17 protein-coding genes are annotated in these 17065 nt (G+C 36.7%); 5 read left to right on the top strand and 12 right to left on the bottom strand.

What is annotated here, in order from left to right:
• Window position 1 precedes the first annotated feature (1 nt).
• The 6 genes from ACPDG9_RS07300 to ACPDG9_RS07275 all read right to left on the bottom strand — a co-directional run bounded on the left by ACPDG9_RS07300 (window position 2) and on the right by ACPDG9_RS07275 (window position 6546).
• Window positions 2-892 carry a tetratricopeptide repeat protein gene (locus ACPDG9_RS07300; protein ID WP_430527100.1) on the bottom strand — a complete coding sequence of 297 codons (891 nt, stop codon included), beginning with the start codon at window positions 890-892 and terminating at the stop codon, window positions 2-4.
• A 19-nt stretch (window positions 893-911) separates the two neighbouring features.
• Window positions 912-1943 carry a vWA domain-containing protein gene (locus ACPDG9_RS07295; protein ID WP_430527099.1) on the bottom strand — a complete coding sequence of 344 codons (1032 nt, stop codon included), beginning with the start codon at window positions 1941-1943 and terminating at the stop codon, window positions 912-914.
• A gap of 7 nt (window positions 1944-1950) precedes the next feature.
• On the bottom strand, window positions 1951-2952 hold the full coding sequence (locus tag ACPDG9_RS07290) for a vWA domain-containing protein (RefSeq protein WP_430527098.1): 1002 nt from the start codon (window positions 2950-2952) through the stop codon (window positions 1951-1953).
• A gap of 2 nt (window positions 2953-2954) precedes the next feature.
• Window positions 2955-4592 carry a BatD family protein gene (locus ACPDG9_RS07285; RefSeq protein WP_430527097.1) on the bottom strand — a complete coding sequence of 546 codons (1638 nt, stop codon included), beginning with the start codon at window positions 4590-4592 and terminating at the stop codon, window positions 2955-2957.
• Window position 4593: 1 nt separating this feature from the next.
• Window positions 4594-5457, bottom strand: coding sequence for a DUF58 domain-containing protein (locus tag ACPDG9_RS07280; protein WP_430527096.1), 864 nt, complete (start codon window positions 5455-5457; stop codon window positions 4594-4596).
• 84 nt (window positions 5458-5541) lie between these two features.
• Complete coding sequence (locus ACPDG9_RS07275; protein ID WP_430527095.1) at window positions 5542-6546, bottom strand: AAA family ATPase; 1005 nt, start codon at window positions 6544-6546, stop codon at window positions 5542-5544.
• Window positions 6547-6713: 167 nt separating this feature from the next.
• Here ACPDG9_RS07275 and ACPDG9_RS07270 point away from each other — a divergent pair, with 167 nt between their 5' ends.
• The 3 genes from ACPDG9_RS07270 to ACPDG9_RS07260 are packed head-to-tail and all read left to right on the top strand — an operon-like array spanning window position 6714 to window position 9187.
• Entirely contained in the window at window positions 6714-7862 is a 1149-nt protein-coding gene (locus tag ACPDG9_RS07270; RefSeq protein ID WP_430527094.1) for a DUF5929 domain-containing protein, read from the top strand.
• Window positions 7855-8589 carry a metallophosphoesterase family protein gene (locus ACPDG9_RS07265; protein WP_430527093.1) on the top strand — a complete coding sequence of 245 codons (735 nt, stop codon included), beginning with the start codon at window positions 7855-7857 and terminating at the stop codon, window positions 8587-8589. The genes ACPDG9_RS07270 and ACPDG9_RS07265 overlap by 8 nt, the downstream gene beginning before the upstream one ends.
• A 40-nt stretch (window positions 8590-8629) precedes the next feature.
• Window positions 8630-9187: a DUF3575 domain-containing protein gene (locus tag ACPDG9_RS07260; RefSeq protein WP_430527092.1), complete on the top strand. Its 558-nt coding sequence runs from the start codon at window positions 8630-8632 to the stop codon at window positions 9185-9187.
• Between the two features lie 68 nt (window positions 9188-9255).
• Here ACPDG9_RS07260 and amaB read toward each other — a convergent pair whose 3' ends face one another.
• The 6 genes from amaB to dut form a co-directional block, all read right to left on the bottom strand.
• Entirely contained in the window at window positions 9256-10803 is a 1548-nt protein-coding gene (amaB, locus tag ACPDG9_RS07255) for an L-piperidine-6-carboxylate dehydrogenase (protein ID WP_430527091.1), read from the bottom strand.
• A gap of 247 nt (window positions 10804-11050) precedes the next feature.
• On the bottom strand, window positions 11051-11572 hold the full coding sequence (locus tag ACPDG9_RS07250) for a 3-hydroxyanthranilate 3,4-dioxygenase (RefSeq protein ID WP_430527090.1): 522 nt from the start codon (window positions 11570-11572) through the stop codon (window positions 11051-11053).
• Window positions 11573-11587: 15 nt separating this feature from the next.
• A complete protein-coding gene (locus tag ACPDG9_RS07245) occupies window positions 11588-12847 on the bottom strand; it encodes a murein hydrolase activator EnvC family protein (protein WP_430527089.1) in 1260 nt (419 codons plus the stop codon).
• A gap of 39 nt (window positions 12848-12886) precedes the next feature.
• Window positions 12887-13663, bottom strand: a complete 777-nt coding sequence (locus ACPDG9_RS07240; RefSeq protein WP_430527088.1) for a DUF4292 domain-containing protein — start codon at window positions 13661-13663, stop codon at window positions 12887-12889.
• Between the two features lie 84 nt (window positions 13664-13747).
• Complete coding sequence (locus ACPDG9_RS07235) at window positions 13748-14758, bottom strand: sugar phosphate nucleotidyltransferase (RefSeq protein ID WP_430527087.1); 1011 nt, start codon at window positions 14756-14758, stop codon at window positions 13748-13750.
• A 22-nt stretch (window positions 14759-14780) separates the two neighbouring features.
• Window positions 14781-15218, bottom strand: coding sequence for a dUTP diphosphatase (gene dut, locus ACPDG9_RS07230; RefSeq protein WP_430527086.1), 438 nt, complete (start codon window positions 15216-15218; stop codon window positions 14781-14783).
• Window positions 15219-15395: 177 nt separating this feature from the next.
• On the opposite strand from dut, the gene xseA reads away from it, so the two are divergent.
• Window positions 15396-16883, top strand: a complete 1488-nt coding sequence (xseA, locus tag ACPDG9_RS07225) for an exodeoxyribonuclease VII large subunit (RefSeq protein ID WP_430527085.1) — start codon at window positions 15396-15398, stop codon at window positions 16881-16883.
• Window positions 16844-17038: an exodeoxyribonuclease VII small subunit gene (xseB, locus tag ACPDG9_RS07220; RefSeq protein ID WP_430527084.1), complete on the top strand. Its 195-nt coding sequence runs from the start codon at window positions 16844-16846 to the stop codon at window positions 17036-17038. The genes xseA and xseB overlap by 40 nt, the downstream gene beginning before the upstream one ends.
• Window positions 17039-17065 lie beyond the last annotated feature (27 nt).

The following is a 17065-nucleotide window of genomic DNA, read 5'->3' as shown; positions in this document are numbered from 1 at the left end:
CTTACCAGTCTTTTTTACGTTGCGTAGAAACCCCTTGTGCCTCTCCTTTTTTGTCTCCTTTTTTATTCTTGTCAATTAAACGTTGTTGAACCGCTTGTTCATCGCGGTTTACTGCATCTAATATACGTTGCATTTGCTCTTTGCTCTGTTGCTGTTGTGGACTAGGCTGTTGTTTTTGATCGGAGTTTTGGTCCTCTTTGTCTTTTTGGTCCTCTCCTTGATCTTTCTTATCGTTTCCTTTGTTGTCTTTGTCTTGATCTTGGTTTTGATCTTGGTTTTGATCCTTGTTATCCTGATTCTGGTCCTTGTTTTGGTCCTTGTTTTGGTCCTTGTTCTCTTGATTCTGATCCTGGTTTTGATCTTTATTATCTTGATTCTGGTCCTTATTGTCTTGATCTTGATCCTGATTTTGATCCTGATTTTGATCCTGATTTTGATCCTGATTTTGATCATTTTGCGGATTTTCCTCGTTTAGCTTTTTCGCTACAGCATAGTTATAACGAGTTTCATCGTCTTTTGGATTATTTTTCAACGCATTTTTATAAGCTTGTTCTGCTGCTTTATAGTTTTTTTCAGCCATATAAGCATTGCCTAAATTGTGAAAAGCGCGGTGTTTTGCTTCTTTTGTAGTAGCCTCTTTTGTCGCTCTAGTGTAAGCAGAAATAGCTTCTTTGCTTTGTTTTTGGCGAAGTAAACTATTCCCCAAGTTATAGGTTGCTGTTTCTTTTTTTTCGCTTTTAGAAGAAGCAATGCGATAAGCCGCTTCAGATTGATTGAATTGCTTGTGCTCATAGGTTTCATTTCCTATAGTCAAAGCACGACCTGCCGATTGAGCAAAGCATGTCAATGAGGTGAAAAAAAGCAATAGAAAGGAGAAATATATATTTTTCATTTTGTTACAAGTATAAGCATTATTCTTTTTCATTGAAGAGATTCAATTTCTTCATCCAACTCGTTTTGCGTTCAAGAATAAATAAATCAAGGAAAATAAACAAAAAGGCAAGACCTAAAAACCACTGGAATTGCGACTGAAATTCTGCAATTTGTTGGGATTCGAAATCTGTTTTCTCAATTTTATTTAGCTCATGGGTAATCAGATCAACGATTTCTTGTGTATTTGATCCATAGAAATATTTTCCACCAGTGGCATCTGCAATGTGTTTGAGTGTAGCAGGATCTAATTTGGTAGTGACAATCTCATTGTCCCAATCTCTTTTGTATTCTATTCCTTTGGCCGTTCGCATAGGTATAGGCCCCCCTTTTTCAGTTCCAACACCAATCGTAATAATTTTGATCTTTTTATCTTTTGCTATTTGGATTGCTGCATCAATGTTTTCTCCGTGATCTTCCCCATCAGAGATAAGAATCATCACTTTGCTTGTTCTTGGATTGTCAAAGTAATTACTCGCCACGTGAATAGCATCTTCTAGCGCTGTTCCTTGAGAAGAAACCATATCTGTATTCATCGATTGCAAGTACATTTTTGCCGCATAATGATCCGTTGTAATGGGCAACATAGGAAATGCACTTCCTGCATAGCCTACAATTCCAATTCGATCTGGGCCTAAACTATTGATGATTTGAGAGGTAAGTTGCTTCATTTTAGATAGGCGATCAGGAGCCATATCTTGAGCCAACATACTCTTGGAAACATCTAAGGTAAAAACAATATCCACCCCTTGTCTTTTTACCGTAACAATGCGCGTGCCTATTTTTGGATTGACTAAAGCCAATACTAAACAAATTAACGCCGCAAAATATAAACACGCTTTTAGAATTGGTTTATTCGCTGATTTATTAGGCGCTAATGCTTGTAGTGCTTTCGCCGTAGCAAATGTCTTTTGCACCTTCTTTTTCCACAGTATTTCCCATACAATAAGCAGTGCAATTACTGCAATTGCAATTAGTAATAGAAAATATTTTTTGTCGTCTAATTCCCACATAATGCTGTTAAATAAATCCTCTAAAAAGTGTTTTGCTCAGAATAAAATCCAAGGCTAATAAGAAAAACGCAAGAAGTGCGAATAGCCTAAATTTTTCATCTGTATTTACATATTTCTGCTCGTCGATTTTCGTTTTTTCTAGCTGATTGATTTCTTCATATATATTTTTAAGACTTTGTGTATTCGTTGCTCTAAAGTACTGACCTCCCGTTTCTTTTGCGATTGTTTTCATTAAAGCCTCGTCCAATTCAACTGGAATTTTATCGTAGATGATATCGCCATTCGGGCGTATACCTACGGGTGATTCTGCTAGTCCATTGGTTCCTATTCCAATGGTATAAATCTTAATGTTGAATTCTTTGGCAATTTGAGTAGCCATTAGAGGATCTACTGTTCCTGTATTGTTAACCCCATCCGTTAAGAGAATAATAACTCTACTCTTGGCAGGACTGTTTTTAATGCGATTAATAGCCGTTGATAATCCAACACCAATTGCTGTACCATCTCTTAAATCATCGGAATATTTAATATCGCGCAATGAATTTAAGAGTAGCGTTTTGTCGCTGGTAACCGGTGTCTTCGTATAGGCTTCTGCGGCATAAATAACAATTCCTATGCGATCTGCTACTCGTTGACCGACGAAGTCAGCGGCAACTTCTTTTAACGCTTCCAAGCGATTAGGCTTTAAATCTCGAGCTAACATACTACCCGAAATATCCATCGCCATTACGATGTCAATCCCATGGGTAGAATGGATCTGATGATCAACACTAATTACTTGTGGTCGAGCTAGTGCTAGGATGATTCCACTTAATGCCAGCGTTCTCAAAAGAATAGACAAAGGTAATAAGCGAACTAAAAAAGTAGAATGACCTGCAAAAGCCGCTGTTGAACTCAACTTTAGTGTTGCTTTTTGTTTTTTTCTGTTTCTATACCAAATAAAAATGACAAGCGGTAATAGTAGAAACAACCAAAAGAATTCAGGATGTAAAAAGGTTACATTTCTCATAATTACTTCTCTTGTTTGTATTGCATAGAGTCGAATACCTTTTCGGTAATTTCATCTGCATATTGATCTTCCGTATCGTGGAAAATCCACATTTGATTTAAAACGTTTTTATTTTCGTGACTTAATACACACGCAAAGGTTATTTTGTGCTCTTTTCCTTTGGTTTTTTCCGATTGAAGAACCAAGGTTCCTTTTGCTTTTAACCCTGTTAATCCAGAAGCATTTTCGAACTTTTCATGTGCAATCTCAATCTGATCTACTGCGTACTCTTTCGTGATTAACTTCAGTGAATGATCGATGATTTCCTCATCGGTGTATTTAAAGTCTTTGCTTGTTTCTATTGTGCTCAGCGTAAGGAAAATAGATTCATCTAATTCTCCTTCTCTGAATTGTTGGATATTCTCAATACCATCAATACCACTGTTGTTTACGGTTGGATCATTTTTTCGAACTAATACTTCCGGTGTGCTCACGGTTAGACCTAGACCACTGCCATATGTACTTGTAATCCATTCTTGATTGAGTAGGCGCTTAGTGGAATTAAATGTAAATAAATTTAAATTTTGATCCGAGGTAATATTAATCAAATAGATAATACCTGTACACAGCATAAGCGTTGCCGTTATTGCACTCGGAATTCCAAGGCGTATTCTCTTCCTTTTTCTCTTGCGCTCTTCTCTTAATCGAATGCGTTCCGTTTGAGTCGCTGCAGAAATAGGATAAGCTGTATTGATTTCGTTGATGATCTTTTGTGTATTAGCTGTATCTCCTGCAATTTCATTATCGGAAGGTTGTGATTTAGCGAACTTCACTAAGTCCGCAGTACCTAATACGCGTTTAAACTCATTGATTATTTTAGGATCAATTTTGATGTCTTTGTCGCGAAGGGTATTTTTTAAGATGGAAATCGTTTCAAAAGTCGTTAGCTCACGTGCTGAAATACCAAAAGTGTCTTCGATAAAGGCACGTGCAATATCCGTCATTTCTGAGTAATAGGGCTTGGCATCACCACGAGTCCAATTTTGCTTTTCTTCCAATTGTTTGAGCTTCGTAACCGCTTTCTCAAAAGGAGTATTGTACTTGTCGTCTTCTGTTAAATTTTTGTCTTGTAGCTTTTTAATAAAAAAGTACACGACAATTCCGATTAGAAGCGCTAAAATAAGAAAAGCCAAGTAGTACCAACCAGTAGAAGGGGCAGCACCTGCTTTTGAAATTGACTTGATATCGTATAGTGGTGTTTTTAAAGTATCTACTACTACATTTTGTACTTGAATGTGTATAGAATCTGTATGGTACGGTTTTGAATCGATGAGAATGGGCAGCGCTGGAATCGTATAGCTACCTTCGTCAAACTGAGTCAATTCGTATTTTTTCGTCAATTCGAAGAAGTTGTCTTTTGTAATGGTATCAATCGGATAGGAGTCCAATACTTCTAAGGAACCAAGCGTCTCCGATTCAGGAAAAAGAACTTTGCTGCTCTTCGGGGCAATGGCTCGAATGGTATATTGAATAGGTTCCCCTATCTTGATGGAAGTAGTATCTACTTTTGTTTCAAGAGGCACCTGAGCTAACATCAACTGAGATGATAACAAAAGAATAAGTACGCTTAAAAGATTGTATTTAGTTCTATTCAGTGTCATTTTATCTAGCTTTGAAATACCCTAATAATTTTTTTACATAACTTTCGTCTACACGCATATTGATTACTCCTGCACCACATTTTGAAAACGTTTTCTTGAATTGATCCTCTTGTTTTAAAAAATGAGCCGCGTATTGAAGTCTAACTTCTTTGCTACCTGTATTGATCAATTGTTCTTTACCGCTTTCCGCATCGTACACGTTGATTAAACCAACATTGGGAAGCTCTTTTTCTCGTTGATCATAAATGCGAATTCCCGTGATGTCGTGCTTTTTGGCGGCTATTTTTAAGGTGCTTTCATAAGGCGGTGTGATAAAGTCGGACAAGATAAAAACAATGGCTTTTTTCTTGATCACTTTAGACAAATAGGACAGGGCAAGTGCCAAGTCTGTTTGCTGACTTTTTGGCGTAAAATCAATTAGCTCTCTAATGATTCTCAAGACATGTGTTTTTCCCTTTTTGGGCGGTACGAATAATTCTATTTGGTCTGAAAACAGAATAAGTCCAATTTTGTCGTTATTTTGTGTGGCAGAAAAGGCTAATGTAGCGGCGATTTCTGTTACAATCTCTTGTTTAAAGGCATCTGAAGAACCAAAGTTTTCCGATCCGCTGATATCTACGAGAAGCATGAGCGTAAGCTCCCTCTCTTCTTCAAAAACTTTAATATACGGCTCGTTGTAACGCGCAGTAACATTCCAATCAATGGCGCGAACATCGTCGCCAAATTGGTACTGTCGCACTTCAGAAAAAGTCATACCACGCCCCTTAAAGGAAGTGTGATACTCCCCAGAAAAAATATGATCACTCAAACGCTTGGTTTTGATCTCAATTTTTTTGACCTTTTTTAAAATTTCCTTGGTTTCCATTGTAAAAGAATTATTCAAATATAATTACTCCCTTGAAGGGTAGTAATTGTTCATTAAACAGAAGTTAGATCTAGTTGGGGACAACTATGGCACTTCTATTTCGTTTACAATTTGATTGATGATATCAACAGAGGTAATGCTTTCTGCTTCTGCTTCGTAGGTAACACCAATACGGTGACGCAAGACGTCGATAACTACAGCGCGAACATCTTCCGGAATAACATAACCTCTTCGCTTAATAAACGCATAACATTTGGCAGCTGTCGCTAAATTAATACTTCCACGTGGAGAAGCACCAAAACTAATCAACGGTTTTAACTTTTCAAGCTTGAATTGCTCTGGATAACGCGTTGCAAAAATGATATCAAGTATATATTTTTCGATCTTTTCGTCCATATATACTTTTTTTACCGCATCTTGCGCACGTTTGATTTGTTCTAGCGTAACAACAGGATTAATCGTTTGTTTTTCTCCTGCAAGGTTTTGGCGGATAACAAGGCGCTCCTCTTCTAGTTTTGGGTAATCAATTACCGTCTTTAACATGAAACGGTCCATTTGAGCTTCAGGTAAGGGATACGTCCCCTCTTGTTCAACTGGGTTTTGGGTCGCCATAACCAAAAAGGGTTTGTCTAAGGGATATGTCGTGTCGCTAATTGTAACTTGTTTTTCCTGCATCGCTTCTAAAAGTGCAGACTGCACCTTTGCTGGAGCACGGTTAATCTCATCCGCTAAAATGAAGTTCGCGAAAATAGGTCCTTTGCGAATAGAAAAGTCATTTTCTTTTACGTTGTAGATCATCGTTCCGATTACATCGGCAGGTAATAAATCTGGTGTAAACTGAATTCTATTAAACGATCCGTGTACGGCTTTTGACAAGGTGTTGATGGCTAGGGTCTTAGCTAGTCCTGGCACACCTTCTAGCAAAATGTGTCCTTGTCCTAGTAATCCAATTAACAATCGATCAATCATGTGCTTTTGACCAACAATCGCTTTATTCATCTCCATGGTTAGGATGTCAATAAAAGCACTTTCTCTTTCTATTAGTTCATTTAATTCTCGAATATCGTAATTTGATCCAAGTGTTTCCATAATAAAAGTTTTGTCTGAAAATAACGCTCATTTAATTATTCATGCAAATTCAAAAAATATTCGCTACAAAGTTGTTAATAGATGGTTAAATCTAAAGGAGCACTTCAACATTTGGGCATGATTTATGGGTTTCTTTTTATAATTTTAAGAACAAAAAATAATTTGCAATGATTAATAAGCGATTACTTATTAAAAATCTATTAGCTCAATATGATGAGAATAGTTTCTATGATAAGAAACGGCAGCTAAATTTACATACCAAATCGGGGAAAGCAAAATTTTTAAAACATATTTGTGCCTTGTCAAACTCAAATCCTGAAAATAATTCATTTATTATCGTTGGAGTGGAGGATAATAACAACGAATTAGTCGGCGTTGATTTCTATGATGACAGCAAAATTCAAAATTTAGTTAATGCTTATTTTTCTAATCCCCCTAGTATTACCTATGACAATGTAACTTTTACGGATCTAGCAGAAGATAAGGTAATTGGCTTGGTAACGATCTTTCCTACTGTGGAACTCACGACGTTTAAACGCGCGATAGGAGAAATTGCTGAAGGGATGTATTTTTCAAGAGTAGGGAGTACCTCTGTTCCCGATGGTCCCTTGCTTTATAATGGCAATAAAAATGATGTCGAAAGTGTTGAAAAAAATTCTCAAAATAATTTAAAGGATGTACTCGATAGTGTGGTTCGCTATATGACACATTCTTCGAAAGACATTCACGCGAATTACAAAGTGTTTAAGGAACAATTTGTCATTTGTTGGATGGGAAAAAAGATGAATATACGAGGAATTCCTTTTTACTCTCGCATGGATGTTGAGTTTGTCAATGAACAAATTAAGTTGTTTTATTCGTCCTTAGACGTGGTTACGCTATTTTACGATACAGCGTCATTTGTGTTGACGGAGTATCTAAATTTAGGGTTAAACGACGGTACGAGTTATTATCCTTTTGAAGAAGTTCGACTTGTGTTTTACGATAATGGCAGTTATGCAATGGAAAGTAAAATGCTGTTTGAGCCGCCGAAGTACAATGAAAATATCCTAGAACATATTTATCGAAATAGCGTGAAGGTAATTTATAAGATACAGAGGGAAGAACGTTTGACTAATAAGGAAGAACGCGTCTTGAATAAATTGTGTTACAATATGATGCTGTGCTATTTAAATGGCTTTGAACAAGCGAAAGAGCAGCTTATTTCGGTTAAAGATTATTTAAAGTTTGCGAATGATCCCGAGTTGTTTAATGGCTTTAAACAAGTTATGCGTATCTTGCGAAAGCTTAAATACGAAACAGAAACTTATGAGTAGAACACTGGTTGTTGGTGATATTCATGGAGGATATAAAGGGTTACTACAACTTTTTGAACGAGCCAACGTAACACAAGAGGATCAGCTTATTTTTTTGGGAGATTATGTAGATGGATGGAGTGAGTCACCCGAAGTAGTTGAATTTTTATTCACAATAGCGCAAACGAATCAATGTGTGTTTTTAAGGGGAAATCACGAGAGTTTATTGACTAAGTGGTTGAAGACCCGAGAAGAAAATCCACAGTGGTTTAAAAACGGGGGAGACGCTTCCGTTGCTGCTTATAAAAAAGTAAGTGAAGCGGTTATAAACAAGCATTTAGCTTTTTTTGAACAGTTAGAAAATTACTATATCGATGAAGAAAATCGCCTCTTTGTTCATGCGGGTTTTACAAATCCACGTGGAATTAAAGCGGAGTTTTTTGAGGAATATCTCTATTGGGATCGGACGTTATGGGAAATGGTCATGGCGATGGATCCTCACTTAGATGAAAGTAGTGAACTTTATCCGCGACGATTAAAATTTCACAAAGAGATTTACATCGGACATACACCAGTAACGCATTTTGGCTTTGATCAGCCTGTAAATTTTGCCAATGTGTGGAATATGGATACTGGAGCTGCTTTTCTTGGAAAAATCAGCCTAATGGATATTGATACGAAAGAATTTTGGCAAAGTGATTGTCTTGTAGATTTATACCCTAATGAAGTCGGAAGAAATCACAATTAGGGTAAAAAATTATATCTTTGTAAGCAAAAGTTTAGAAAAAATGAAAAAAATAATCGCAGCTGCTTTTTTAATTGGTAGCATCTTGGGTGTAAAGGCGCAAGCTGTAAATGAGGTTAAGATTAATATTCTTAATACGATCGTTATACCCTCTGTTGAGTTGGGGTATGAGCATTTTATTGATCATAACCAGTCGATTGGGGTTGATGTACATTTTATGGATCGCTTTTCCTATTATCACGAAAGTAAATCAAAGGATCAAAAGTTCAACACAACGAGTTTAGCTTTAAACTACAAGTATTACTTCGGTGGTGCTAATGGTGCTAATGGAAGTGGATATTCTGTTTCCCCTTTTATTAAGTATCGCTTTGGTAATTTTAAAGAAGACAAATACATAGCTGAGATTGACGGTGTAGCTCGTGTGAAAACGGATATGAACAGCTTTATTGTCGGAATTGGTTTTGGTCATAAATGGACGATGGGTGATTCTTTCGCAATCGAACCTTTCGTTAATGTAGCAAGAAACTTCAGCAGCGAGGTAAATGATCGTTTTTCTGCAATTGAATTCAATGCAGGAATAATGATAGGCTATCGCTTTTAGTTCGATCAACATATAAAATAAAAAAGACGTCTTTTTTGAGACGTCTTTTTTTTTATGTTTGAATTTGATTAGAAATCAAATTTAATACCTTGTGCTAAAGGAAGTTGACTTCCGTAGTTAATTGTGTTGGTTTGTCTTCTCATGTAAGCTTTCCAAGCATCAGATCCAGACTCACGTCCTCCACCTGTTTCTTTTTCACCTCCAAAAGCTCCACCAATTTCAGCACCTGAAGTACCGATATTAACGTTCGCAATTCCACAATCAGAACCTGCATGTGAAAGGAATAACTCCATCTCACGCATATTGTTTGTGAAGATTGAAGAAGATAATCCTTGAGGAACACCATTTTGCATAGCAATAGCTTCTTCAATGTTGCTGTATTTCATTACGTATAAAATTGGTGCAAACGTTTCTGCTTGAACAATTTCAAATTCGTTTTTAGCTTCAATGATACATGGTTTTACATAACAACCACTTTCATATCCAGCACCTTCTACAACACCACCTTCAACGATGATTTTTCCACCTTCTTTTTTCGCTTTTTCAATTGCATCTAAGTAATCTTGAACCGCTCCTTTGTCGATAAGTGGTCCAACGTGATTTGCTGCATCTAATGGGTTTCCAATTTTTAATTGCGCATATGCACTTTGTAATACTTGGATTGTTTTATCGTAAACACTTTCGTGGATAATTAAACGACGAGTTGAAGTACAACGTTGTCCTGCTGTTCCAACTGCTCCGAATACTGCTCCAACTAATACCATGTTAATATCAGCATGCTCAGAAACGATGATTGCGTTGTTTCCACCCAATTCTAAAATGGTGTTTCCAAAACGCTCAGCAACTGTTTTTGATACGTGACGACCAATACGAGTTGATCCTGTGAAAGATACTAATGGAATTCTGTGGTCGTTGTTCATTAAATCTCCACACTCATTTCCAACAACTAAGTTACATACTCCTTCTTGGATGTCGTTCGCTTTGAATACTTTAGCAATAATATTTTGACAAGCTACCGCACATAAAGGTGTTTTTGAACTTGGCTTCCATACACATACGTCTCCACAAACCCATGCAATCATCGTGTTCCAGCTCCAAACAGCCACAGGGAAGTTGAAAGCAGAAATAATACCTACAATTCCGATTGGGTGCCATTGCTCATACATTCTGTGCATTGGTCTTTCTGAGTGCATTGTTAATCCGTACAATTGACGTGATAATCCCACTGCGAAATCACAGATGTCAATCATTTCTTGAACTTCACCTAAACCTTCTTGTAAACTCTTACCCATTTCATAAGAAACAAGTTTTCCAAGGTGTTCTTTATTGGCGCGTAATTCCTCTCCGATTTGACGAACGATATCTCCTCTTTTCGGTGCAGGAACTAATTTCCAAGATTTGTAAGCCTCTTGTGCCGTTTGCATTACTTTTTCGTAATCTTCAGCTGTTGTAGCTTTTACTTTTCCTATTAATTCACCAGTTGCAGGTGAGTATGATTCGATAATTCTTCCGTTAGAAAATGAATTTAAACCCGTTGAAGTACCGTTGTTTACTTCTTCAAGTCCTAAATGCTTCATCGCATCCAAAATTCCAAATTGGTCATTTGTTGTTGCCATTATTCTTCTTTTATAGTTTATAAGATAGTTCTTCGCTAAGATATAAAAATAATTTTAGCTAAGAGGTGTTAATAAAAACACATCATTTTGTTTTATTATTAGGTTGTTGACAATTATTTGAAATAAATGTAACTTTTATTTTGCGTAAACTGTGAAATTATAATTAGGTTGTTAGTGATACCTGTCTGTTTGTTCAAAAATAATAAAATGATGGTTTTTTGTGTTGTATTTGTTGGTCCTTTCTTTTCTAAGGAACGGCATCCATGACGCAGTTGCAGTGCGCGCAAGTGCGCAATGCTTCCGAATTGTAAAAATGAGTAAAATGAGGTAAAAAATCTTTTTCTATATCCGTTAATTCAAAATATACTTCATATAATTTTTCGTTGCAGTTCTCACAATACCAAATTAATCCGTCTTTCGCCTGTGGTTCTTTTCTTTTGGTTTCTACAACGAGTCCTACTGAATTTGCAGTTCGAATAGGTGAATGTGGCATCTTTGCCGGTAATAGGTAGATATCTCCAGGATTTAAGGTAATGCGCTTTCTTTCGCCGTCTTCTTGAATGTCTATGTAGATGGTTCCTTCCAACTGAAAGAAAAACTCTTCATTCTCATTGTAGTGAAAATCTTTGCGATTATTGGGCCCCCCAACAACCATAATGATGTAATCTTTCGCCTCTACAAAGAGGTTTTTATTGGATACAGGTGGTTTCAGTAAGTCTTTGTTTTCGCGAACCCACTGTAAAAGATTAAAGGCTACGGCATTACTCATAGGATAAAAATGCGTTTAGTTACTTCTACTCAACCAATTTTGAGGGTTGTCAATATTGGAGTTATGCGAAAGTAAGAATTTTAAAACAGTTTTTCCAGTGCTGTTTGTGTTAATTGTTCCAATGGTTTGCTTTAGGCTAACCTTATCGCCTTTTTTAATTGTAACGTCGCGTAAGTTTTGGTAAACGGTAATATAATCACCATGTTGAATTAAAACGGCTTTATTTCCTCCTGATAAGACTTGGACTTGTAGTACTTCTCCTTCAAAAATGGCTCGTGCTTTGGCATTGGCCTCTGTAGTGATTTCAACTCCACTGTTGTGAATGGTCAAATGCGTTTGCACCGGGTGGGGTTGATCTCCATAAGCTAAAGAAATGTATCCTTTTTCTACAGGCCAAGGTAGTTTGCCTCGATTGGCCTTAAAATTATCGGCAACTAATTTACCTTCTGGTGTTAGCTCAAATGTAGCAGCATTAGTTGATTTTGTGGTTGATTTCGTAGTCGATTTACCCGCTTTTGCAGCCGCTTCTCTCGCTTTTCTATTTGCCTCCTCAATGGCTTCTCGAATCAATTGCTGAATCTTGCGGTCAATCGCTTTGGTCTCGTCTTGCTTTTTCTTGATCTGCTCATTGAACTTTTTCTGATCTTTCTTGACCAAAGAAACTAAACTTTGTTGCTCCGTTAAATCGCGTTGTAGGGTTTTTTCATTCGACTCTTGTTCCGCTAATAATTTGCGCTGTTTCTCTTTTTCAACTTCCAACTTGGCAAGTGCTTCATTTAATAAAAGGGTCTTTTCTTTTAACTCTTCCCCTTGTTCTTTTCGAAAATCAGCATACTGTTTTAGGTATTGTACGCGTTTATAGGCCTGCAAAAAGTTTTCAGAAGATAAAATAAACATCATCTTACTCTGATTGGATCTGCTTTTATAAGCTTTTACAATGGTTTGTGCATAGTCTTTCTTCAGCTGATCTAACTCTTTGGCTAACGCATTCGCCTCTTTCTGATTTTTAGCAATAGTGTTGGTTGTGATATTAATTTGCTTGCGCACATTGTTAATCAACTGTTTGTTTAAGGTAACTTTTTGATTGATTTCTTCAATCTCAGCTAAGATATTGCGCTCTTTGGTTTGTTCTCTATGAAGGAGTTGTTGCACAGATTTTATTTCGATAATAATCTGTTGCTTTCGTTTTTCCAACTGTTCTTGTGTCTCTTTCTGTTGGGCACATAAAGGCAATGTCATTAAAATGAACAATATAGAGCAGTAGGTTTTTTTCATAGCAATGTACTTCTTAAACCTTACAATATTACGGAATTTTTACAAATTAATCATTTTGTATCGTTTAGGAACGCTATAATTAAAACGTAAATCTTCGTTAAAGGTAACTTTTTGATAACGGATGTCTAAATTTAAGTTTTTTTCTCCTTCTTCGGCCTGAATGTTTACTGCAGTTGGAACAATGAAAGAACTGACTTTTTGATAACCAGGATAGGCTATTGTTACTTTTCGATTGGAATCGCGTTCTTCAATTGATTCTTTTTTCAATAAACTGTTTTCATCTTCAAAGAAATAGGTCGACTGTAGTTCTGCTTCTTGGGTACTACTGATTTTGTGTAATCCCTCTTCAATGGTGGAGACGAATGCTGTATCACCTTGACTATCTAAAACTTGACCTAATAGCAAATTTTGCATGCGATTAAAATTGATAGGTGTGCCGACAAATTGAGTGAGGATATCAAACCCTCCTTGAAATGCAGTTTCGTTTAACTTGTTGAAATATTGTATGTTTTCTGGTGTGATTAACGCCTTGAAAATGAGAATATCCGCATAGCGAATATTGATCTGAATTTGCTTGTCTTTTTCGATTAAGACTTCCATTCCCACTTTTCTGTTTTCAAACTCATCTTTATACTGTGCCGTTCCTTGAAGAATTACTGTTTTGAATTGCTGCGCATTTTTAGCGTGATCATTCAAAATAACCAAAGCTGTTTTTGATTTTTTTGCATCTGACTCTCGTAAAAGAAATCCGTCGTTCCCTTTTTTACAACTCATAATTAGTAATCCGGCAAGGAGTATAAAAGTGATTTTTTTCATAATTTTTAGAGTAATGGAATTTGTATATCGAATATAGATAAAAAAAATCCGTTTTAAAGGAATTTAAAACGGATTTAGTATTTTTTAGTCTAAGACAGAATAATCACCAATACTGATGTTGGTGTGGTTTCCGTTGTATTTTGCGTGATTTCCAATCATGGCATTGTCTAAATTAGCATTTGCTATGTAGGCATGGGTTTGAATCAAACTATTTTTAATGGTCGCATTTTCTACTTTAGAATGATCTCCTAAGGAAACATTCGGACCAATGGTTGCATTTTTCAATACTACGTTATCTCCAATATAGCAAGGAGGGATGATTGTACTGTTTTCTATTTGAACAGAAGTGGATACATAATTGCTGCTTTCAGCTTCTAGGAAGTTTAACATGCGGTTATTGGTATCGACAGTTACATCTTTATTTCCACAATCCATCCATTCCTCTACTTGACCGGGAACAAAACGCATGCCTTTTTGCTTCATGTTTTCTAATGCGTCTGTCAACTGGTATTCACCTCCTTTAATAACATTATTGTCAAGTAAAAACTCCAATTCCTTGCGTAGTGTTTCTCCACTTTTGAAGTAATAAATACCTATAATCGCTAGGTCAGAAACGAAGGTAGCGGGCTTTTCTACAAAGTCAACAATTTCATTTTTATCGTTTAATTGCACCACGCCAAAAGCACTCGGGTCTTCTACTTGTTTTACCCAAATAACACTATCTGCTGTTTTGTCTAAATTAAAATCTGCGCGGAATAAAGTGTCGGCATAAGCTACAACGATGGGACCTGTCATACTCTCTTTTGCACACAAAATAGCATGAGCCGTTCCCAATGCCTCATTCTGGTAGCATATCGTTCCTTTTGCTCCTAATTTTTCAGCAATTGCCACTAAATCTTTTTCCGTTTGTTTGCCAAAACTTTCGTGTATGATAAAGGCAATCTCCTCAATCTTGTCGTTTAAAACTTTTGCAATATCTTCAACTAAGCGGTGTACAATAGGTTTACCAGCAATTGGAATTAAAGGTTTCGGTGTCGTAAGGGTATGTGGACGTAAACGGGATCCTCGTCCAGCCATAGGTACAATAATTTTCATTTTTTTAGCTTATTTTTTGTTTTTATTTTGTTCCAGTGCTTCCAAAACCACCTGTTCCTCTTGCTGTTTCAGATAGTTCTGTTGTGTTTTCCCATTGGATTTGTTCGTATTTTGCAATAACCATCTGGGCAATGCGCTCTCCATTTTCAATTACAAAAGGCTCTTTGGATAAATTGACCAAAATAACGCCAATTTCACCTCTGTAATCCGCATCAATAGTACCTGGTGAATTTAATAAAGTAATTCCCTTTTTTGCAGCTAAACCACTTCTAGGTCTGATTTGTGCTTCATATCCGTCAGCCAATTCGATAAACAATCCTGTAGGAACAATGGCTCTTTCTAGGCTGTTTAATGTGATGGGCTCTAAAAGGTTAGCTCTTAAATCCATTCCCGCTGATTGCATAGTTTCATAATGAGGTAATGGATGCTGCGATTTATTTATAATTTTTACTGATGTCATAAAGAATAGGATTAAAATGTGGCGACAAATATAAAGTTTTGTTCTGACAATTAACCTGTAAGTGAGTAGTTTTCCTCTTGGGATGAGTTGTATTTGTCCAGATGATGTAGCGTGAATCAAATTGAAAAAAGAAAGGGTAGTCCTCTAAAATTTTGTATTTTCGTTCTTATTTCTCTTATGCAAGACACGCGAAAAATATTCTCTTTACACGCCATTCTCAATCGTGTACAGCAAGTTTTTGACGAACTGATGCTGGGCAAATACTTTTGGGTTAAGGTAGAGGTTCTCAAGGTAAATAAAGATCGGCGCGGGCATTATTATCTAGAACTCGTTGAGCAAGTAGAGGATCAGGTTTTAGCCAAGTGTAGAGCGACGATTTGGAGTAGAAATGTAGAGCGCTGTGTTATTGATGGAGGGGATGATTTAGAGAAAGTAGTCAAAGAAGGTGCGGAAATTTTATGTTATGGTGAGGCTCTTTTTCATCCTGTTTTTGGATTTTCCTTGCATGTGATTCACGTTGATTATGCCTTTAGTCTCGGAGAGATAGAAAGGAAAAAACAACAGACTTTATTGCGCTTGCAACAACATAAGTTGATCGCGCTAAATAAACAGATCAGCCAACCTTTGGTTATCCAAAATATTGCCGTGGTTGCTTCTGTGGGTACGTCTGGTTATGCGGACTTTATACAGCATCTACAACAGAATCCCTATAATTTCTCCTTTGAATTAACGTGTTGTGACACACAAGTGCAAGGAGAAGGAGCCGTACAGAGTATTGTCAAGCAATTGGAAGTGATCGCTCAAGGAAGTTATGATGCCGTTGTGTTAATTCGCGGAGGTGGGTCAAAGTTTGACTTGGATGTGTTTAATGCTTATGAAGTTGCAGCAGCGATTGCTCAAATGCCTTTTGTCGTTTTTACGGGAATCGGGCATGAAACGGATTATACGGTTGTAGATTATGTTGCGCATACGCATTTTAAAACCCCAAGCGCTGTAGCTGCTTTTATTTTAGCTTTGGCTCTAGAGTTTGACGTGTTTTTAACGCAAAGCGCAAAAGGAATACAAATGCAAAGTCGACGATATGTCGCACAGAGTCAAGCAAACATACTTCAACTAGAAGAGAACATCGGTCGAATGAGTAAGTTCAGTATTACCGAAAGTCAAGCTGATTTAGATGCTCAAACAACAGCATTATCTTATGTTGTTAAGCAATTGATTCAACAGGAAACAAATGAATTATATCTCGTTGAATTAGCGATAGAAACGCAAGTAAACACTAGATTAAAAAAAGAAGGACATGTTTTATCCGATCGCTCTACGCGATTGACGTTATGGGCTAAACAGCGCTTAGTGGTAGAACAGCAAAAAACAAAGGGGTTACAAGAGGTAATTTTAGCGCGTTTCAAGCATAAAGTTACCCAAGCAAAAGGGAGACTCGGACAAACGGAGGAAATCTTATCTTTATACGATTTAGGTCACCTTTTAAAAAAGGGGTTAGCTGTTGTTCGACATCAAAATATGGTAGTCACTGCATCAACCGTATTGCAAAAGGGAGATGAATTGGAAATAATCCTCTACAACAAACAGTATAAGATAACAATAGATCACATAGAAGAAATAGAGCAATGGAGAAACTTACTTATGAAACCGCAGCAAATGAGTTAGATCAAATTTTAACTGCATTGAAAAATGATGAAGTTACGGTAGATGAACTTGCCGAAAAAGTAGAACGCGCTTCTCAGTTGATTGTTTTTTGCAAAAAAAAATTAACCGCTACGGAAGAGAAGATTGAGAAAATTATTCACAAACTAGAACAGTAATAAAAAAAGCTTCAAGAGTAGTCTCGA

Origin of the sequence: Myroides sp. C6-3, assembly GCF_050522425.1 — a bacterium.
In the GTDB taxonomy this organism is placed as follows: domain Bacteria; phylum Bacteroidota; class Bacteroidia; order Flavobacteriales; family Flavobacteriaceae; genus Flavobacterium.
This window is presented reverse-complemented; position numbering and strand designations above follow the sequence as displayed.